This window comes from Luteimonas sp. A649 (assembly GCF_054072735.1).
Window position 1 is genome coordinate 150,757 of sequence record NZ_JBSVRQ010000002.1, and the last position, 18,136, is coordinate 168,892.

Genomic DNA, 18,136 nt, shown 5'->3' on the forward strand with positions numbered 1-18,136 from the left:
ACCCGGGCTTCCAACACCCATCAAGAGAGGACAAGGACATGGGCAGTCAAATCGGTTCAGTCGTCGGCAGCCTCGTCGGCACATATTTCGGTGGTCCCATCGGCCAGGCAATCGGCCAGCAGATCGGTTCCTGGCTCGGCGGAGCGCTCGGCAGCGAGATGACCGATGCCGTGGGCTTCAACTTCGACTCGCTGTTCGGCAACGCCTACGGCGCCGGCTTCGACCTCGGCTTCGGGAACGGCTGACGCATGTCCATGGATGGCGCCCCCCCGAAGACGCGCGAAGCGCTGGCCGAACGCCTCGCCGACCTGCGCCAGCAGGGCGTGCTCGATACCGGCGAGGAAGCCCGCCTGCTCGGGCATTACGACGACATGCTCCGCGACATGAACGATGAAAAGGCGAAGCTCGAGCCCGAGTACAACCGGCGCATCCGCGAGGACGGCCTGGACAAGGCGAACGCATGGCTGCGCGACATTGCCGCCGACCTCGGCCGTCGCCATGGCGAGGCCACCCGCGTGATCACCGAGCAGCTGCGCGTGGTCACGGGCTGATCCTGCGCTCGGTGTCCCGGCGGCAAGGGTTTGCCCCAGCTTGCCGGCCACCTTCACGCTGGACAGACTCGAAACCAAGCCATCCTCATCCCCACTCCAGACCGGAGCCCGCGATGTCCCGAACCAAGACCCCCGCAGACATGCAAGCCTGGGCCGGCGCCAACGCCGACGCTGGCGCTGCGTCCGCGGGACGTCAGGGTGACGGGGCGAGCACGGGTTTCGATCCGGCGGCGTTGATGGGCCAGTTGATGGGCGAGTTCGACGCCGTGCTGGCGGCGAACCCGTCCATCGACCGCGAGATGCGCGAGCAGCTGCAGGGTGATTTTTCGCGTGCCCTGGAAGACGCGGCCGCCACGGCGGCCAGCGCCACCGCATCGATCCCGGATCGTGCGTCCTGGTCCGATACCGTCCAGGCGCTGCAGGACAACGGCGCGATCGGCGGCGAAGAAGCCAACGAGCTCATCCGTACCTTCGATGCCTCGCTGCAGCCGCTGGAGCGTCGCGAGTCGCGGGTTGCGCTCGAGTTTGCACGCTTGCTCGCCACGGAAGGCGAGGAAAAGGCGCTGGCCTGGTTCCGTACCCAGGCCATGAAGGCGTCCGCCGGCACTGCGGATACCGGCGCTGCGGGCGGTGCGCAGCGCGAGAACACCGGTGCGGCCCTGCGCAGCGAGGTGGTCAACGCCCGCTCGCATCGCCTGAGGGGTCCGCCGCGGCGATGACGCGCCGCTGGCCGCATCCGCGGCCGGCCGGCAAGCGCAGCCGTGGCACCACACCCTTCAAGACTTTCGGAGCACCACCATGAGCGATATCCAGAGCTACAACTTCTCCTTCATCCAGAACGTCCAGATGCAGCGCCAGGGCGAAGCCCGCGGAGCGGCCGAGGGCGGCAGCTACCTGATGGCGCTGGCCATCATGCTCGGCAACATCGCCGACAAGATGCTTGACCGGGTGATGGACCTGGCCGACCAGCTGGACAATCTCCAGGACGAAAAGGCCAAGGCCAAGAACGACGACAAGGATCCGGGCGGCATGGGCGAGAACAAGCTGACCGCCCAGCTGCAGGCGCAGACCCAGATCATGAACATGTTCATGCAGGCCATGAACACCGTGATCAAGAGCGTGGGCGAAGCCAACAGGGACGTGTCGCGCAAGCAGTAATCCTCTCCAAGGGATTGCAACACGACGGTCCCGGAGCAATCCGGGGCCGTTTTCGTTTCCAGGGCGAGGAAAGGCATGCGCATCACGGTGGCGTCGATGGTCCTGCTCGCAGCGATCGCGGTGGGCGCGGCGCTGCCCGGTTGCGATGCGAAGACGGCAGGCCGTGCCTCTGGGCCGACGGCCGCAAGCGCGGAGGCGCAAAGCGAACGCGGCGATGGCAAGGAAGGCGCGCGTGGATCTCCCGGCATCCGCGCGCTCGCCGGGGGCGCGTATATCGGGGTGGTGAAGGTGCGGGTGCTTCCGCCCGAGGGCTCGGACGCGCGCGCCACGTCGCGCAATGGCACCGGCAGCGCCGAGCTCCAGGACTCCGGACGGCTGGTGGTGGTGGGTGATATCGACCAGGAGGCCGACGCCGGTTTTGCGGCCGACGGCGGGTTCGCCGGCGGCGGCTGGAGCGGCGGCAGTGACGGTGTGACGCTGCGGATCGAACCCGACGGCGCGATTTCCGGGGGCGGCGAGGCAGGCGGCAACGCGATGACCATCGAGGGCAGCATCGACCGGCGCCGGCTCGACCTCTTCTTCGAGATCGAACTGCTGGCGGACAGCGGCGGCGGGTTCCCGGCGGGGACCCGCTTCCAGTTCCGCTACGACCTGTGGCGCCCCTTCGAGCGCGCGCCCGGACAGGGTGGAAGGACGCCCAAGGGCGGGTGCCGCGAAGTGGTCTACCGGAACAAGCTCGTACCCAACCTCAGCGGCGGAGCGATGGGCATGGTGCGGGTGCCGGAGTGCCGGCGCTGAGGCAGCTCAGGCATCGTCATCCCCGTCGCGCGATCCATCGCCACTCCCATGCGCCATGCCGCGCGCGAACCACCAGGCGCCCAGTGCCGCGACCAGGCCCGCCAGGGCGAAACCGCCGGTCCACGCACGATTGTCGACAGGCGTACTGGCGCCTCCGCCCAGGCTGCCCGGCGGCAGCAGTCCGATGACCGCGAAGGCGACGCAGCCGTAGGCGATGATCGCCAGCAGCCAGAACAGCCACTGCATCATCGCCGCGCGCAGCTCGCGCTCGATGGCCGCCGGGTCGCGTCCGGATGCGCCGGTGCTGCCCTGGGCGCCGAGCGCCATGAGCAGGGTCGACAGGCCGCCGGGCAGCGCCCGTGCCGCGCTTCGCAGGCCGCGACGATACGGGCCTTCGCCGGTATAGGTGCCACCGGCATCGGTGCGCGCAACCACCTGTCCGCGATCAGCCGCGATCAGCGGGTTCACGCTGCGCGCTTCCATGGCCTGGGTGGCCATCGTGGCGGCTGGTACGGAGGCCATGGTGGTGCCGGCAGCGGCCGTGGCGACGGCGGCGGCCTGGGTTGCAGCGGTGTTCGCCGCGGTGGTCGCAGTCGTCATGCTGGCAAGCGGCATGGGTGCGGCGGCGGTTCGCTGGAGCATCGCCATGCGTTCGGCTGCGGCCGCATCGCTGCGTGGCACCTGCGCCAGTTCGGCGCGCGCTGGCGGAGCCTGCATGGCATCGGCGCGTGGGGGCTGCGCTGCGTGTGCAACCTGCGTTGCCACGTCTGACCGCACGGGCAGGGCGGTTTGTGCCTGTTGCGGCGCCAGCGCCTGCTGCGCGGTGGCCGTGGCGAAGCCAGCGAAATGGGCGGTCTGGGCCTGCGCGGCGTGCATGGGCACCGGGGTCGAGTGCGCCTGGGCGGCAGCCATGGTTGGCGCCGGCAACTGCACGGGCTGCGAATTGCCCGGGCCCTGCGGACCCGCCGGCGGAGCGCCCGGAAGCTGCTGGGGCAGGCCGATCACGTCGCGGACCACGCCCTGCACCTGGCTGACAAGCCCGGGCTGCGCGCGATCAACACCAGGTGGTGCGGCATGCGGCTGGTTCGGGCGGTCCAGGCCGGGCGGTCCACCATGGGGGTGGTTCGGTCGATCGAACCCGGGTGGATTGCCGTAGGGAAGATTCGGTCGATCCAGTCCCGGCGCGCCGCCGTGGGGGAGGTTCGGTCGATCGATGCCGTGCGGGTGTTGGGGCCGATCACCGCCAAAGCCGGGCAGCTGGCGCCCGAGATCCGCTGGCCCCCCGCCCAGGCCGAGTGGAAACCCGCCGCGGCCCCCGTCATGGGCCTGCCCGTGGTTGGATACCCAGCTCTTGTTGTGCGCGCCCGGAAGGGGCGGTCCCTTCGAAAGCGCGTTCATGAGCGAGCTGATGGGGTCGATCGACATCGGACGCCTCGCGCAGGCAGGAGTGCTCCGCCAGCGATGGCGGGTGGATCCCCTCCACACGCACGTTAGTCCCAGCGGTGCCTGACCGCAGCCTCGGGTAAACCCCAGGGGCGGCGCCATAAAAAACGGGAGGCCCTGGGGCCTCCCGTAAAAACCGGCCGGAGCCGGAGGACTATGTTGTGGCGCGGACAGCCTAGCGCCGCCCGGCTCCTTATGCAATACCTTAGGAGTAGATACTTAAGTCATTGATATCAATCGCGATCAATGCGCAGCGCGTCACGCTTTTGCCGGCGCCGCTCGCTTGCCGGAAGGCTCCAGTCATTATTGAACTGGGCGGGTTCCCACGCGCCGTAGGTCGGATTGGGCAGCATCCACCAGCGCTCCCCGAACCAGCCGTGGTATTCCGCGTGCAGCAGTGCGTGCTGCGCGTTGGTGTTGGCCGTGGCCTGCACGAAGTCGCCCAGCTGGTCGCCGAACTGCATCAGCACGCGGTGCTCCCGTCCGACCAGCTGGCGACGGCAGGTCTTGCCCGATCCCTTCTGCTCGCAGTCCGGCACCTGCATGCCCAGGCCCAGGAACACGTTTTCGTGCTGCACGGGAAGGCCTTCGCTGCGCAGGTTGGCCAGCGTCGCCTCGGTCAGTGCCGCGCTGCGGTTGGACACGTAGAAGACGGTCACGCCCTTGTCGGCGGCGGCGTGGGTGAACGCCACCACGCCCGGCAGCGCGGTCGCCCTGCGCTCTTCCACCCACATATCCCATGTGGCGTCGGCGAACTCCTTGCCGTCCACCACCAGGCGCGCCTGGTAGGGCGAGTTGTCGAGCACGGTCTCGTCGATGTCGAGGATGACCGCCGGCGGCAGCGATGCCGCGTCGCCGGCCGCGGCGCGTTCGGCCGGGACCAGCGCATCCCAGGACGGATCGGCCAATGCGGCGTCCAGGCGTTCGGTGGCGGCGCGGAACACGGTTTCCGACAGGGCCCGGTATTCCATCGAGCGCTGCAGCCACAGGACTGCGTTGAGGTTGTCGTTCGCCGGCACGGTATCCGCGGCCGATGGCGGCGGCGCGGTCACGGGCACGTCCGCCTGGGCGGGGACGGTGTGGCACCCGGCCAGTGCAAGGGCGGTGGCGAGCAGGGCAACGGTGTACAGGGGCGTGCGCATGGCGGGACCTGGTCGAAGACAGGCGCCGAGTCTAGCCGAGGCAGGCGAATCCCCACGACGAATGTCCGCCATGCAGGGCGTGGGCGGAAAGGCCGCCACGCGGGGAAAAGCGCCGGCGTTCAGCCGTCCAGCAGCGCCCTGATCGCGGCGAAACCGACGTCGGCGCGCTCCTTTTTCCTCGCGGCATCCGCCACCGGGTCGGCGCCGTCGCGCTGCAGCTCGGCCGCCGGCAGTTCGACGAGGAAACGGCTCGGCGCCAGCCGCAGTCGCTCGCCCCAGCGCTGCGCCTCGCGCGCGTAGGACAGCCACAGCTGTTCCTTGGCGCGGGTGATGCCGACGTAGAGCAGGCGCCGCTCCTCGTCGATGCGGCCCTCTTCGACGCTGGCCTCGTGCGGCAGGGTGTCGTCGTCGACGCCGACGATGAAGACGTAGCGGAACTCCAGGCCCTTGGCCGCGTGCAGGCTCATCAGCCGGATCTGGTTGCCGGCGTCGCCCTTGTCGGCGTGGCTGAGCAGCGCCAGGGACGCCGCCAGTTCGCCGGGACCGGCGCCACCGCGGGCGCTGTCGAACCAGTCGGCGAGCTCGTCCAGGTTGCCGCGGCGGATGCGGAACATCTCATCGGTCTTGCACTGCGCGCGCAGCGCGGCCAGCAGGCCCGAGCGCTCGTTGAGCACGCGCACAAGCTCCGCCGGCGACAGCCGCACGGCGTCGGTGCGCAGCCCGCGGACCACCTCGGCAAAGGCGGACAGCGCCGAGGCCGCGCGTGGATGCAGCTGCTTGAGCAGCCCGATGGACTCGATGGCGCGCGACATCGGCATGCCGGCGTGGCGGGACATTTCCGCAAGCTTCGCCAGCGTGGTCGCGCCGACGCCGCGGCCGGGTGACTGCACCGCGCGCAGGAAGGCGGAATCGTCGTCGGGATTGGCCAGCATGCGCAGCCAGGCCAGGGCGTCCTTGACCTCGCCGCGATCCAGGAAGGCCGTGCCGCCGGACAGGTGGTAGGGCAGGCGCAGCATCTGCAGCGCCTTTTCCAGCGCCTTGGACTGGTGGTTGCCGCGGAACAGGATGCAGAACTCGCTCCACTCGGCCTTGCGCGCGCTGCTGAGGAACTGGATCTCGGCGGCCACGCGTTCGGCCTCGTGGGCGGCGTCGCGGCACTCCCAGATGCGGATGCGCTCGCCGTCGGCCTGTGCGCTCCAGAGCGTCTTCAGGTGCTCATGCGGGTTGTTGGCGATCAGCGCGTTGGCCGCGCGCAGCACGCGATTGGAGCAGCGGTAGTTCTGCTCGAGCTTGACCACCCGCAGCGCCGGATAGTCGCGCGCCATCTGCGACAGGTTCTCGGGATTGGCGCCGCGCCAGGCGTAGATCGACTGGTCGTCGTCGCCCACGCAGGTGAAGTTGCCCTTGTCGCCGGCCAGCGCCTTCAGCAGGCGGTACTGGGCGTCGTTGGTGTCCTGGCATTCGTCGACCAGCAGGTAGCCGATGCGCTCGCGCCAGCCCAGCGCGCAGGTCTCGTCGGACTCCAGCAGCTGCACGGGCAGGCGGATCAGGTCATCGAAATCGACCGCGTTGAAGGCCGCGAGCCGCGCCTGGTAGAGCTCGTACACCATCGCCGCCTCGTGTTCGGGCGTCGAACGTGCCAGCGCGCGCGCCTGCTCCGGCGACAGGCCGCCGTTCTTGGCCCGCGACACCAGGCCCTGCACGGCCTGGATCGCATCCGGCTTGGCGCCGGGCATCAGGTCCTTGAACTGGGCCATCGAATCATCGGAGTCGAAGATCGAGAAGCCGCGGCGCAGGCCGGCGCGCTCGTGCTCGATCTGCAGCATGCGCAGGCCCAGGGCGTGGAACGTCGACACCGTCAGGCCGTCCGCGGCGTCCCCGCGGATGCGCTTGGCCACGCGCTCGCGCATTTCGCGCGCGGACTTGTTGGTGAAGGTGATCGCCGCGATCCGCTTCGCCGGATACCGTCCCGACCCGACCAGGTGCGCCATCTTCTCCACGATCACGCGGGTCTTGCCGCTGCCGGCGCCGGCCAGTACCAGGAGCGGACCTTCGCAGTGGGCAACGGCCTCGGATTGTTGGGGATTCAGGCCGTGCATGGGAACTCCGGAACGGCCGGCGATTGTACTCAAAGCGGCCACCCGGCCCGGGCGCCGCGGGCAGCGCACGCGCAGGCGCTCCCGTTAGAATTCCCCGAATGGCCAAGCTCTATTTCTACTATTCGGCGATGAACGCGGGGAAGACCACCACCCTGCTGCAATCCGCGCACAACTACCGCGAACGCGGGATGCGGGTGCTGATCCTTGCGCCCGCGCTCGACGACCGCGCGGGCAGCGGCCGCGTGGCGTCCCGGATCGGCCTGCAGGCCGAGGCCCTGGCCTTCGGCCGCGACTCCGACCTGCAAGCGGTCGTGCAGGCCGACATCGCCGCCGGAGGGCGCCTGCACTGCGTGCTCGTGGACGAGGCGCAGTTCCTCAGCCGGTCACAGGCCTGGCAGCTGTCCGAGGTGGTGGATGCGCTTGGCGTGCCGGTGCTCTGCTATGGCCTGCGCACCGATTTCCAGGGCGAGCTGTTCGAAGGCAGTCGCCATCTGCTGGCCTGGGCCGACGAGATCCAGGAGATCAAGACCATCTGCCACAGCGGCAGCAAGGCCACGATGACCGTGCGCGTGGACGACCAGGGACGCGCAGTGCAGGACGGGCCGCAGGTGGAGATCGGCGGCAACGAGCGCTATGTCTCGGTCAGTCGCGCGGAGTTCAAGCGCATCCGGCGCGGCGAGGGCCGCATCGAGCCGCTGCAGCCGGCGTTGAAACTCGACTGAGGCTCAGTCCGCGGCGACCGCCGCGAAGGCCAGCGGTGCGTCGCAGTGCCGCCGCCAGTGGCGCACTTCGCGCACCACCACGCCGCCCTCGGGGCGTGCCATCTGGACCAGCTGCTCCAGCGCGGTGAACACGGCCAGGGATTCCTCGCGCCGCGGGCCGTGGCAGCGCAGCGCGGCGGCGACCGCCTGAGCGCGCCAGGCGATCTTGCGCAGCTCGGTGTCGGTCTTGGGCAGGCCGGCGAGGTGGTCGAGCCGGGCCAGCGCGCCGTGCGTACCGCGCGTGGCCTCGAACTGCGCCAGCGCCAGCTCGGCGCGCCGGGCGGCGGGGTGCGCCGCGCCGTAGCCCGCGCTGGTCAGGGCCACCGCACGGCGCAGCGCCGCCAGCGCCGTGGCGTCATGGCCGCGCGCGGCATCCACTTCGCCGGCCAGGCGCAGGGTGGCGCCGACCAGGCCGTGGTCGCTGCCGAAGCGCTCGCTGCGCAGCTGCAGTGACTCCTCCAGCAGCCGCGCCGCACGCACCTGGTCGCCGGCCTCGTGCAGTACCAGGGCTTCGTTGAAGAGGCCCGCGGCGAGCATCGTCTCGTTGCCGAGCTTCCGCCAGAGCGCGTTGGACCGCTCGAGTCCGGCGATGGCGTCGCCAAGGTCGCCGCGCTCCCAGGCCACGATGGCCATGCTGTTGTCGTTGCGGGCGACGTCGGCGTGCTGGCTGCCCAGGCGCGACACCAGCCACGCATGCGCGTCACGGAAGATCACCTCGGCCTCGCCCAGGCGTCCGTTGTCGACCAGGAGCGCGGCCAGCTGCCGGCGCCCATCCACCGTGTCGCGATGCTGCGGGCCGCGTATCTCGAGCGCGAGTTCAAGCGCTTCGCGGCAATCGGCTTCGGCCGAATGCAGGTCGCCCAGCTCGCGGTGCAGCGAGCAGGTCGCGCGCAGGATCGCGATCGCCTCCGGGTGGCGCAGTCCCACGCGCGTGCGCAGCAGCTCCAGGGCCGCGCGCTGCTCACGCAGCGCCAGCGCGCTCTCGCCCGCCGCCGCGCGCAGGGTGGCAAGGTCTGAAAGGCTTTCGACCACGCCGGTATCTGGCAGCGCCGCCGTGCGGCGGATCGCCAGCGCGCGCTGGAAGCCCATGCGTGCGGCATCCAGTTCGCCTTCGTCGCGCAGGCAACGCCCGAGCTGGGTGTGGAAGTCCGCCGCCAGCTGCGGCAGCCGCTCCTGTTCCCGCAGCGCCACGGCCTGCAGTGGCTGCATTGCGGCGCGGCAGGCGCCGGGCTGGCCGAGCAGCCGGCGGATGCGGCCCATGTCGGTCGCGGCCTGCAGGTTCAGGGCCGCTGGCGGCCGCGCGATGTCGGCGATGACCGCGGCCTGGCGCTGCTGCAGCGCCAGCGCCTGGGTGTAGTCACCGAGGCCGGCGCGCAACCGCGCAACCACGCCCAGGAGTTCCGCCAGCGCCACCGGCTGCTGCGCAAGCTCGAGCTCGCCGCGCTGAACGCCGTCTTCCAGCAGCCGGCGCACGTCGATGTGCGCGCCACCGGGCGCGCTGCCCGCGTTCTCGAACAGGCCCACCATGAAGCTCTGCAGTGCGCGTGCACGCGCGGCCTGCTGCACCGCCTGCTGTGCCTGCCAGCCCACGATCGCCAGCGCCGCCACCAGCACCACGGCGATCGCCGCCGCGGTGCCCAGCGCCCAGCGGTGGCGGCCGAGGTACTTGCGCGCCCGGTACGCGATGCTCTGCGCGCGCGCGCGCACCGGCTTGCCATCGAGGTGCCGGCGGACGTCCTGGGCCATCGCTTCGACCGAGGGATAGCGCTGCTCGGGCCGCTTCGACAGCGCCTTGAGCACGATGTTGTCGAGGTCGCCGGCGATGCGGCGCGCATCGCGCCTGACCTGGGCCGTGGTGGGTGCCGGCACCGTCGGCGTGGACTCAGTGGCGGCTTCGGCGGCCGCGCGCTGCAGCGCCACCGACGGCCGCGCCGGGTCGGCGCTGAGGATCGCCTCTTCCCACTCGGCATCGCTCTTGCGCTTGAGCCGGTACGGCTTGCAGCCCGACAGCATCTCGTAGAGCACCACGCCCAGCGAATAGACATCGGTCATGGTGGTGACCGGCTCGCCGCGGATCTGTTCGGGGGCCGCGTAGTGCAGGGTGAACGCGCGCACGCCGGTGCGCGTGCCCTCGGCGCCGACGTCGGGCGTGTCGAGCAGCTTGGCGATGCCGAAGTCGAGCAGGCGCACCTCGTCCAGCGGCGTCACCAGGATGTTCGAGGGCTTCAGGTCGCGGTGCACGATCAGGTTGGCGTGGGCGTGGCTGACCGCTTCGCAGACCTGCAGGAACAGGCGCAGGCGCGCCTCGACCGTGGGCTCGCGCATCCGGCACCAGTCGGTGATCGGCTCGCCATCCACATACTCCAGCGCCAGGTAGGGCTGCTGGTCGGCGCTGATGCCGGCGTCGAGCAGGCGTGCGATATGGGCGTGTTCCAGGCGCGCCAGGATCTGCCGCTCGCGGGTGAAGCGCAGGCGCAGGTTGGGATCGGCCAGGCCCGGGCGCAGCAGCTTCAGTGCGACGCGGCGCTGGTAGAGCCCATCGGCGCGGCTGGCCAGCCAGACCTGGCCCATGCCGCCTTCGCCGAGCATGCGCTCCAGGCGGTAGGGACCGATGACCGCGTCCGCGCGCGCCAGCGGCAGCTGCGAGACCACGGGTTCGGAGAGGAAATCTTCCTGGCCCTCTTCCAGCTCCAGCAGGCCTTCGAGGTCGGCCGCCAGCGCCGGGTCGTCTTCGCGCAGCGAGGCCAGGCTCTGCGCGCGCGCCATCGGCTCGAGCTCGAGCAGGGCATCGAGCAGCGGGGACAGGCGTTGCCAGCGGTCGGCATCCATCAGCCGCGCGCGCCCGCCGGGCGCCTCCTCAGTCCGCCTTCAGCGAGGCGAGGAGGTACAGCCGGGCCTTCTGCCAGTCGCGGCGGATGCTGCGCTCGGAACGCTTGAGCAGCTCGGCGATCTCGACCTCGGACAGGCCGCCGAAGTAGCGCAGTTCGACCACGTGGGCCAGGCGCTGGTCGACCGCGGCGAGGCGGTCGAGCGCGACGTCGAGCGCGAGCATGTCCTCGTCCAGGCGCAGGCCGCCCTCGATGTCCTCGGGCAGGTCGGTGACCCGGTGGAGGTCGCCGCCGCGCTTCTGCGCCATGCGCTGGCGCGCGTAGTCGACCACCACGCTGCGCATCGCGGATGCGGCATAGGCGAAGAAGTGCGCGCGGTCGTCGAAGCGGGCCTCGCGGCGGCCGATCAGCTTCAGGTAGGCCTCGTGCACCAGCGCGGTGGCGTCGAGTGTCTGCCCATACTGACCCGCCAGTTGCCGCCGGGCCATGCCGTGCAGCTCCTGGTACAAGGTGGCGAGCACGCGATCGAGCGCGCCGCGGTCGCCGTCGCGGGCGGCGTCGAGCAACAGCGTGATCTCTGCGGTGTCGGACATGGGGCTCCCCTCGGACGTCCGATCATAGCGCCTGCGCTCAGCGCTGGCAGGTGCCGCACCAGACGGTGGCCCGCTGGGCGACGAGGGCCTGGCGCAGGGGCCGGCCGCAGCGCGGGCAGGGCTCGCCGCCGCGGCCGTAGGCCGAAAGCTCCTGTTCGAAGTAGCCCGGTGCACCGTCGGGCGAAATGAAGTCCCGCAGGGTGGTGCCGCCGCGGGCGATGGCGTGGGCCAGGACGGTGCGGATCTCGCCTGCGATCCGCCCGTAGCGCTCCCGCGAGACGCGACCCGCGGCGCGCAGTGGCGACACGCCGGCCGCGAACAACGCTTCGGCAACGTAGATGTTGCCCACGCCCACCACGATCCGCTGGTCCATCAGGAAGGACTTCACCGGTGCCCGGCGGCCCCGGCTGCGGCTGAAGAGGTAGTCGCCGTCGAAGTCGTCTCCCAGCGGCTCCGGCCCCAGGCCGGCCAGCAGCGGATGGATTTCGCCCGGCGGCTGCCAGAGCAGGCATCCGAAGCGCCGCGGGTCGGTCATGCGCAGCACGCGCGCCGCGCCGCCGCGGCCGGTGAGGGCGATGTCGACGTGGTCGTGCGGCCCGGGCGTGGTGTCGGCGGGCAGCACGCGCAGGCTGCCGGACATCCCCAGGTGCAGCAGCGCGCTGCCGGCGGCGGTGTCGAGCAGCAGGTACTTGGCGCGCCGGCGCACGGCGTCGATGCGCTGGCCTGGCAGCTGCGCGCCGACCTCGGCCGGGATCGGCCAGCGCAGGTCGGGGCGGCGCAGCAGCACCCCTTGGACGCGCGCGCCTTCCACGTGCGGCGCCAGGCCGCGGCGGGTGGTCTCGACTTCGGGCAGCTCGGGCATGGGTGCAAGGTGGGGATGGGCGCGCGATGGCGCAAGCCGCGGACGCCGGCAGTCAGGCGGGTGGCGTCCGCGGTCGGCGCGCGGTCGCCACGCTGCTGCCCGCGCCTTGCGCCTACGCGGCCGTGGACGGCGCCGGTGCGGCGGGCAGGTGTCCGCGCCCGTGCGGTGCGTCCAGGTCCTGCACCGGGCCGAGCGGCACGATGCCGTTCGGGTTGATCGTGGGATGGCTGCGGTAGTAGTGCTGCTTGATGTGGTCGAAGTCGACGGTGCCGGCCACCCCGGGCCACTGGTAGAGCTGGCGCAGGTAGCCGGACAGATGGGGATAGTCGGCGATGCGCCGCAGGTTGCACTTGAAGTGGCCGTGGTACACGGGGTCGAAGCGCAGCAGGGTGGTGAACAGCCGCCAGTCGGCCTCGGTGACGCGTTCGCCCAGCAGGTAGCGCTGCCCCGCGAGGCGTCGGTCCATGTCGTCCAGCGCGTCGAACAGTCGGCCCACCTCCTGCTCGTAGACGTCCTGTCCGGTGGCGAAGCCGGCCTTGTACACCCCGTTGTTGATGGCGTCGTAGACGCGGGCGTTGAGCGCGTCGATGTCCGGCAGCAGCGCCGGGGGCGCGTAGTCGCCGGGCTGCGCGCCGACATCGTCGAAGGCCGAATTCAGGATGCGGATGATTTCCGCCGACTCGTTGTTGACGATGGTGTGCCTGGCCTGGTCCCACAGCACCGGCACCGTCACGCGTCCGCTGTAGTCGGACCGGGCGCGCAGGTAGACCTCGTAGAGATAGCGCGCGCCCTCCGGGTCCAGCACGACGCCGTCACCGGGCGCGAAGCTCCAGCCGTGCTCGCCCATGTATGGGTTCACCACCGAGACCGGGATCATTTCCTCCAGGCCCTTCAGCGCGCGGAAGATGAGCGTGCGGTGCGCCCAGGGACAGGCCAGGCAGACGTAGAGGCGGTAGCGCCCGGGCTCGGCGACAAAGCCGCCCTCGCCGCTGGGGCCCGGACGGCCGTCGGGCGTGATCCAGCTGCGGAACTGGGCGTCCGTGCGGACGAAGCGCCCGCCGGTGCTGGAGGTGTCGTACCACTGGTCGACCCAGCGGCCGTCGATCAGCAGGCCCATGGCCGTGCTCCCGTGTGGCGTGGCGTCCAAGCATGCACGCGGTGGCGTCACGGTGGGGCAACGCCCGCCCGGACCTGTCGCCCGCCTGTCGCATGCGCCGGCGCAGGGGTGGCAATCGGCCCGAACGCGTCCCATCATGGATGGCGTACTTGCCCTGACCCCCCAACGCCATGCCCGTCTCCCTGCTCGAATTCCTCGCCGGCGGCCTTGTCCAATCCGGTCTCTGGGGATTGTTCGCCTATTTCCTGGTTGTCACCCAGCTGACGATCTTCACGGTCACGCTGTACCTGCACCGCAGCCAGACCCATCGCGGCGTGGATTTCCACCCTGTGCTCGCGCACTTCTTCCGCTTCTGGGGCTGGTTGACCACGTCGATGATCACCCGTGAATGGGTGGCCATCCATCGCAAGCACCACGCGCGCTGCGAGACCGAGGAAGATCCGCACAGCCCAATGCACAAGGGCATCAAGGCGGTCTTCTGGCGCGGCGCCGAGCTCTACCGCGAGGCGCGTGCGAACCGCGCGGACATGGAGCAGTACGGCCGCGGCACGCCCGACGACTGGATCGAGCGCAAGCTCTACACCCCCTACGCCACCATGGGACCGGTGCTGATGCTGGCCATCAACATCCTCCTGTTCGGCGCGGCGGGCGTGGCGATCTGGGCGATCCAGATGGCGTGGATCCCGTTCTGGGCCGCGGGCGTGGTCAACGGCCTCGGCCACTGGTGGGGCTACCGCAACTTCGAGACCACCGACACCGCCACCAACCTGAGCCCCTGGGCGGTATGGATCGGCGGCGAAGAGCTGCACAACAACCACCACGCCTTCCCGAGCTCGGCCAAGTTCGCCCTGCGCCGCTGGGAGTTCGACATCGGCTGGGCCGTGATCAAGGGCCTGCAGGCGCTGCGCCTGGCGAAGGTGCTGCGTGTCGCGCCCTCGCTCGACGTGCGCCCGAACATCCACGTGCCCGACACCGACACCCTCAAGGCCCTGCTGGCGCTGCGCTTCCAGGCCATGACCGACTACCAGAAGCGCGTGCTCAAGCCGGCCCTGCGCGAAGAGGCCGCCGCCGCGGGCGCCAAGTTGCGCGCGCTGCTGCCCCGGCAGCTCCGCCGTGGCCTGGTCGACGACGGCCGCTGGCTCAAGCCCGATGCACGCGCGCAGCTGCAGGACTGGGTCCAGCAGCGCCCGCGCATCCGCACCGTGGTTGAACACCGCGCCCGCCTGGCGGCGCTGCTCGAGGCGCGCAGCCACGACGCCTCCGAATCGCTGGCCAACCTGCAGGCCTGGTGCCGCGAGGCCGAGGCCAGCGGCATCCGCGCGCTGCAGGACTACGCCGCGCGGCTGAAGGGCTACTCGCTGCAGCCGGCGCGCGGCTGAGGCGGCGGGCGCAGGCACGGTGTCCGTGGCGCCACGCATCCATCGACGGCCCGGCTGGAGACAGCCGGGCCGTTTCGTTTCCGCGATTGCCCTGGCCGCGGGGATCTACGCGGCCGGCACGCCGGTGCCGGCAGCGGCCCAGGTCACCGCGACGCGCGAGTATCTCGAGCGCATGGACAGCGATGCTGACGGCCGGGTGTCGCTGGCTGAATACATCGACTGGATGGGCTACGCCTTCCACGGCATGGACCGCAACGGCGACGGCGTGCTCACCCCGGACGAACTCCCGGGTGGCCGCGGCCGCGCGGTGAGCCTGGAGCAGCATCGGGAGCGCCTGTCCGCGCGATTCGTGCGCCAGGACGCCAACGGCGACGGCTTCCTCGACGCCGCGGAGCTGGCCGCTCCGCCCCGATAGCGCGCACCCGCCGGCGTTTGCGCCGCTCCGTCGCCGACCTACTACCAAAGTCGTCTGTCCGGTTCCCCGGGCCTGCTCCTACATTCGGGCAGCGTCCGCACAACCGGGAGGGACACGCAATGACGAACGATCTGGTGGAACGGGTGCTCGCGCATCCCAAGTACCAGGAACTGCACAGGCGGCGTGGTCGTGCCAGCCTCGGCTTTTTCCTGTTGATGCTGGTGGTGTATTCCGGCTTCATCCTCACTCTGGCCTTCTGGCCGGACGTGTTCGCGCAGCCGATCGGCGCGGGCTACACCATGAGCGTGGGCGTGCTGGCCGCGGTCATCGTGGCGGTCAGCGCGGTGCTGATGATCGCCGCCTTCGTGCACCTGTCGAACAAGCATTACGACCCGCTGATCGACGCCATCGTGAGGGACGTCGCATGAGGGCCCGCATCGCTGCCGCAGTGGCCCTGTCTGCGGCCCTGCTCCCCCTGCCGGCGTTTGCGCAGGCTCCAGGACAGGCCAACACCCCGGCCATCGTCATGTTCCTGGTCTTCATCGCCGCGACGATGTACATCACGTACTGGGCGGCCAAGCGCACCAAGACCACGTCGGACTTCTACACCGCCGGCGGCGGCATCACCGGCTTCCAGAACGGCCTGGCGATCGCCGGTGATTATCTTTCCGCCGCCTCTTTCCTCGGCATCGCCGGCATGGTCTACGTCAGCGGCTTCGACGGCATGATCTATGCCATCGGCTTCCTGTTCGGTTGGCCGGTGGTGATGTTCCTGATCGCCGAGCGGCTGCGGAACCTCGGCCGCTACAACTTTGCCGACGTGACTTCGTACCGGTTGTCGGAGACCCCGCTGCGCGTGCTCGCTGCCAGCGCCTCGCTGCTGGTGATCGCGCTGTACCTGATCGCGCAGATGGTGGGCGCGGGCAAGCTGATCGTGCTGCTGTTCGGCATCCGCTACGAGTTGGCGGTGGTGATCGTTGGCGCGCTGATGATCATGTACGTGGGCTTCGGCGGCATGACCGCGACCACGTGGGTGCAGATCATCAAGGCGGTGCTGATGCTGATCGGCGCCACGCTGATGGCCTTCCTGGTGCTGATGGCGTTCCAGTTCAATCCCGACGTCCTGCTGGCCGAGGCCGTGAGGGTGCATCCGACCGGGAGCGCGATCATGGCCCCGGGTTCGCAGGTCAGCGGAAATCCGCTCAACGCGCTGTCGCTCGGGCTTGCCCTGGCATTCGGTACCGCGGGCCTGCCGCACATCCTGATGCGCTTCTTCACCGTCCCCAACGCCAAGGAAGCGCGCAAGTCGGTGATCTGGGCCAGCTCGTTCATCGGCTACTTCTACCTGCTGACCTTTATCATCGGCTTCGGTGGCATCGCCCTGCTGGTCAGGAACCCGCAGTTCTTCGAAGTCGCGTCGGACGGTTCCTTCGACATGATCAAGGGCCTGATCGGCGGCACCAACATGGTGGCGGTGCACCTCGCCAACGCGGTCGGCGGAAGCCTGCTGCTGGGCTTCCTGGCCGCGGTCACCTTCGCCACGATCGTGGCGGTGGTGGCGGGCCTGACCCTGGCCGGTGCGGCTGCGATCTCCCACGACCTGTACGCCAACGTGTTCGCGCGTGGCCGGGCCACGGAGAAGCAGCAGCTGAAGATCTCGCGCATCTCCACCGTCACCCTGGGCGTGATCGCGATCCTGCTGGGCATCGTGTTCGAGAACCAGAACGTGGCGTTCATGGTGGGCTTGGCCTTCGCGGTCGCGGCCAGTGCCAACTTCCCGGTGCTGGTGCTGTCGATCGCATGGCGCGGCTGCACCACGCGCGGTGCGACCATCGGCGGTTTCGTGGGCCTGACCGTGGCCACGGGGTGGGTGCTGCTCAGCAGCACGGTCTGGGTGGACGTGTTCGGCAACGCCGCGCCGATCGTGCCCTTCCCGAACCCGGGCATCCTGTCGATCCCGCTGGCGTTCATCTCGATCTGGCTGTTCTCGACGCTGGACCGCAGTGCACGCGCCACCAGTGAACGCGCCGCATTCGACGCGCTGCGCGTGCGCAGCGAGACCGGCATCGGGGCGACGTCGGCCAGCGACCACTGATGATCCACGCCCCATAGCGACAGAGTAGAAAGGAGGGGCGTGCACCGAGTGCACGCCCCTCTTTCTTTGCTTGCGACGCATTGCAGCGCCATGCCCTCATCTTTGCCACAGGTCGCAGGTCGCGGGTCGCGGCAACGTCAAGGCCTACGCCTACGCAACACCAACACCAACACCAACACCAACACCAACACCAACAGCCACACCAGAACAAGAACCAGAACCAGAACCAATAGCGTCGACATCAGCGATGTCGCTGGTGACAGCTGCAGCGGCGTGCGCTGCGAGGGGCAGATCGATGGGTACTCCGTGGGCGTCGCGGCTGCGCCGCTCCCGAATGCCCACTGCGCACCCATCGACCTGCCATCAGAACATGGCGGCGGCTGATGGGAAGAGCAGACGGCCGCACGGGAGGTTGATGGCACCAGGAGGGCGCAGCGCTTCTATCTGTGGGAGCGGCTATAGCTGCGACATGCCGCGAATTGCCTGCACATCACCGTCACCCGTAGCGCGCCGCCATCCCGCAGGACCCACGAAGAAAAAAGGTTCTTCTCCCAACTGAGGGAATGGCGCGATAGCGCGGGTGCCGGGTGCCAAGGCCCTTGAGCGCTCATGTCCCCCGGCGCTGGCCTGCGGCCATCGCCTCCTCCTTGACTTCGCTCTCAAGGGCCTTGGCACCCGGTGCGCAACAGTACGCGGTGACCCCGGGAGCAAAGCCGGTATCCCGCGCACCTGCAGCAACGCCGAGCGCCGTCGTGGCCGGGAGGCCTTCGCGGGGAAGTAAAGGAGGAGGCATCCGCCGCCAGGCGGATGCCGGGGGACATGAGCCGCGAAGGCCTCCCGGCCGCGGCGGGGCCCTCCAGGTCACGGTGAGGCGTAGCGAAAGAAGCAGGCACTC

General features: G+C 70.1%; 17 protein-coding genes. 10 read left to right on the forward strand and 7 right to left on the reverse strand.

What is annotated here, in order from left to right; translation table 11 throughout:
- Positions 1-38: 38 nt before the first annotated feature.
- The 5 genes from ACW5E8_RS10190 (at position 39) to ACW5E8_RS10210 (ending at position 2,507) form a co-directional block, all read left to right on the forward strand.
- Positions 39-245, forward strand: a complete 207-nt coding sequence (locus ACW5E8_RS10190; RefSeq protein ID WP_456965421.1) for a hypothetical protein — start codon at positions 39-41, stop codon at positions 243-245.
- A gap of 3 nt (positions 246-248) precedes the next feature.
- A complete protein-coding gene (locus ACW5E8_RS10195; protein WP_456965422.1) occupies positions 249-551 on the forward strand; it encodes a hypothetical protein in 303 nt (100 codons plus the stop codon).
- Positions 552-664: 113 nt separating this feature from the next.
- Positions 665-1,270, forward strand: a complete 606-nt coding sequence (locus tag ACW5E8_RS10200) for a hypothetical protein (protein ID WP_456965423.1) — start codon at positions 665-667, stop codon at positions 1,268-1,270.
- A gap of 79 nt (positions 1,271-1,349) precedes the next feature.
- On the forward strand, positions 1,350-1,709 hold the full coding sequence (locus ACW5E8_RS10205) for a hypothetical protein (RefSeq protein ID WP_456965424.1): 360 nt from the start codon (positions 1,350-1,352) through the stop codon (positions 1,707-1,709).
- Between the two features lie 75 nt (positions 1,710-1,784).
- Positions 1,785-2,507 carry a hypothetical protein gene (locus ACW5E8_RS10210; protein WP_456965425.1) on the forward strand — a complete coding sequence of 241 codons (723 nt, stop codon included), beginning with the start codon at positions 1,785-1,787 and terminating at the stop codon, positions 2,505-2,507.
- Positions 2,508-2,513: 6 nt separating this feature from the next.
- On the opposite strand, the gene ACW5E8_RS10215 is transcribed toward ACW5E8_RS10210, so the two are convergent.
- The 3 genes from ACW5E8_RS10215 to ACW5E8_RS10225 all read right to left on the reverse strand — a co-directional run bounded on the left by ACW5E8_RS10215 (position 2,514) and on the right by ACW5E8_RS10225 (position 7,191).
- Positions 2,514-3,419, reverse strand: coding sequence for a hypothetical protein (locus tag ACW5E8_RS10215; RefSeq protein WP_456965426.1), 906 nt, complete (start codon positions 3,417-3,419; stop codon positions 2,514-2,516).
- A 764-nt stretch (positions 3,420-4,183) separates the two neighbouring features.
- The gene (locus tag ACW5E8_RS10220; RefSeq protein ID WP_456965427.1) at positions 4,184-5,092 is read right to left on the reverse strand and encodes a 5'-nucleotidase, lipoprotein e(P4) family; all 909 of its coding nucleotides are present in this window, start codon (positions 5,090-5,092) and stop codon (positions 4,184-4,186) included.
- A gap of 119 nt (positions 5,093-5,211) precedes the next feature.
- Positions 5,212-7,191 (reverse strand): UvrD-helicase domain-containing protein, encoded by a 1,980-nt coding sequence (locus ACW5E8_RS10225; RefSeq protein ID WP_456965428.1) that lies wholly within the window; start codon positions 7,189-7,191, stop codon positions 5,212-5,214.
- Between the two features lie 98 nt (positions 7,192-7,289).
- Between ACW5E8_RS10225 and ACW5E8_RS10230 the strand changes: the two genes are divergently transcribed.
- Positions 7,290-7,913, forward strand: a complete 624-nt coding sequence (locus ACW5E8_RS10230; RefSeq protein WP_456965429.1) for a thymidine kinase — start codon at positions 7,290-7,292, stop codon at positions 7,911-7,913.
- A 3-nt stretch (positions 7,914-7,916) separates the two neighbouring features.
- Here the strand turns inward: ACW5E8_RS10230 and ACW5E8_RS10235 are convergent, their stop codons facing one another.
- The 4 genes from ACW5E8_RS10235 to ACW5E8_RS10250 all read right to left on the reverse strand — a co-directional run bounded on the left by ACW5E8_RS10235 (position 7,917) and on the right by ACW5E8_RS10250 (position 13,352).
- Positions 7,917-10,781 (reverse strand): protein kinase domain-containing protein, encoded by a 2,865-nt coding sequence (locus tag ACW5E8_RS10235; RefSeq protein ID WP_456965430.1) that lies wholly within the window; start codon positions 10,779-10,781, stop codon positions 7,917-7,919.
- 28 nt (positions 10,782-10,809) lie between these two features.
- Positions 10,810-11,373 carry an ECF-type sigma factor gene (locus ACW5E8_RS10240; RefSeq protein WP_456965431.1) on the reverse strand — a complete coding sequence of 188 codons (564 nt, stop codon included), beginning with the start codon at positions 11,371-11,373 and terminating at the stop codon, positions 10,810-10,812.
- Positions 11,374-11,410: 37 nt separating this feature from the next.
- Positions 11,411-12,235 (reverse strand): bifunctional DNA-formamidopyrimidine glycosylase/DNA-(apurinic or apyrimidinic site) lyase, encoded by an 825-nt coding sequence (gene mutM / locus ACW5E8_RS10245; RefSeq protein WP_456965432.1) that lies wholly within the window; start codon positions 12,233-12,235, stop codon positions 11,411-11,413.
- 112 nt (positions 12,236-12,347) lie between these two features.
- Complete coding sequence (locus ACW5E8_RS10250) at positions 12,348-13,352, reverse strand: glutathione S-transferase family protein (RefSeq protein ID WP_456965433.1); 1,005 nt, start codon at positions 13,350-13,352, stop codon at positions 12,348-12,350.
- Between the two features lie 170 nt (positions 13,353-13,522).
- Between ACW5E8_RS10250 and ACW5E8_RS10255 the strand changes: the two genes are divergently transcribed.
- The 4 genes from ACW5E8_RS10255 to ACW5E8_RS10270 all read left to right on the forward strand — a co-directional run bounded on the left by ACW5E8_RS10255 (position 13,523) and on the right by ACW5E8_RS10270 (position 17,241).
- Complete coding sequence (locus tag ACW5E8_RS10255; RefSeq protein WP_456965434.1) at positions 13,523-14,731, forward strand: DesA family fatty acid desaturase; 1,209 nt, start codon at positions 13,523-13,525, stop codon at positions 14,729-14,731.
- A gap of 85 nt (positions 14,732-14,816) precedes the next feature.
- A complete protein-coding gene (locus ACW5E8_RS10260; RefSeq protein ID WP_456965732.1) occupies positions 14,817-15,146 on the forward strand; it encodes a hypothetical protein in 330 nt (109 codons plus the stop codon).
- A gap of 119 nt (positions 15,147-15,265) precedes the next feature.
- Complete coding sequence (locus ACW5E8_RS10265; RefSeq protein WP_456965435.1) at positions 15,266-15,574, forward strand: DUF485 domain-containing protein; 309 nt, start codon at positions 15,266-15,268, stop codon at positions 15,572-15,574.
- Complete coding sequence (locus ACW5E8_RS10270; RefSeq protein ID WP_456965436.1) at positions 15,571-17,241, forward strand: cation acetate symporter; 1,671 nt, start codon at positions 15,571-15,573, stop codon at positions 17,239-17,241. The genes ACW5E8_RS10265 and ACW5E8_RS10270 overlap by 4 nt, the downstream gene beginning before the upstream one ends.
- Positions 17,242-18,136 lie beyond the last annotated feature (895 nt).

Coding starts and splice junctions, on each gene's coding strand:
- ACW5E8_RS10190 (WP_456965421.1), top strand. CDS start 39: ATGGGCAGTCAAATCGGTTCAGTCGTCGGCAGCCTCGTCGGCACATAT.
- ACW5E8_RS10195 (WP_456965422.1), top strand. CDS start 249: ATGTCCATGGATGGCGCCCCCCCGAAGACGCGCGAAGCGCTGGCCGAA.
- ACW5E8_RS10200 (WP_456965423.1), top strand. CDS start 665: ATGTCCCGAACCAAGACCCCCGCAGACATGCAAGCCTGGGCCGGCGCC.
- ACW5E8_RS10205 (WP_456965424.1), top strand. CDS start 1,350: ATGAGCGATATCCAGAGCTACAACTTCTCCTTCATCCAGAACGTCCAG.
- ACW5E8_RS10210 (WP_456965425.1), top strand. CDS start 1,785: ATGCGCATCACGGTGGCGTCGATGGTCCTGCTCGCAGCGATCGCGGTG.
- ACW5E8_RS10215 (WP_456965426.1), bottom strand. CDS start 3,419: ATGGCTGCCGCCCAGGCGCACTCGACCCCGGTGCCCATGCACGCCGCG.
- ACW5E8_RS10220 (WP_456965427.1), bottom strand. CDS start 5,092: ATGCGCACGCCCCTGTACACCGTTGCCCTGCTCGCCACCGCCCTTGCA.
- ACW5E8_RS10225 (WP_456965428.1), bottom strand. CDS start 7,191: ATGCACGGCCTGAATCCCCAACAATCCGAGGCCGTTGCCCACTGCGAA.
- ACW5E8_RS10230 (WP_456965429.1), top strand. CDS start 7,290: ATGGCCAAGCTCTATTTCTACTATTCGGCGATGAACGCGGGGAAGACC.
- ACW5E8_RS10235 (WP_456965430.1), bottom strand. CDS start 10,781: ATGGATGCCGACCGCTGGCAACGCCTGTCCCCGCTGCTCGATGCCCTG.
- ACW5E8_RS10240 (WP_456965431.1), bottom strand. CDS start 11,373: ATGTCCGACACCGCAGAGATCACGCTGTTGCTCGACGCCGCCCGCGAC.
- mutM (WP_456965432.1), bottom strand. CDS start 12,235: ATGCCCGAGCTGCCCGAAGTCGAGACCACCCGCCGCGGCCTGGCGCCG.
- ACW5E8_RS10250 (WP_456965433.1), bottom strand. CDS start 13,352: ATGGGCCTGCTGATCGACGGCCGCTGGGTCGACCAGTGGTACGACACC.
- ACW5E8_RS10255 (WP_456965434.1), top strand. CDS start 13,523: ATGCCCGTCTCCCTGCTCGAATTCCTCGCCGGCGGCCTTGTCCAATCC.
- ACW5E8_RS10265 (WP_456965435.1), top strand. CDS start 15,266: ATGACGAACGATCTGGTGGAACGGGTGCTCGCGCATCCCAAGTACCAG.
- ACW5E8_RS10270 (WP_456965436.1), top strand. CDS start 15,571: ATGAGGGCCCGCATCGCTGCCGCAGTGGCCCTGTCTGCGGCCCTGCTC.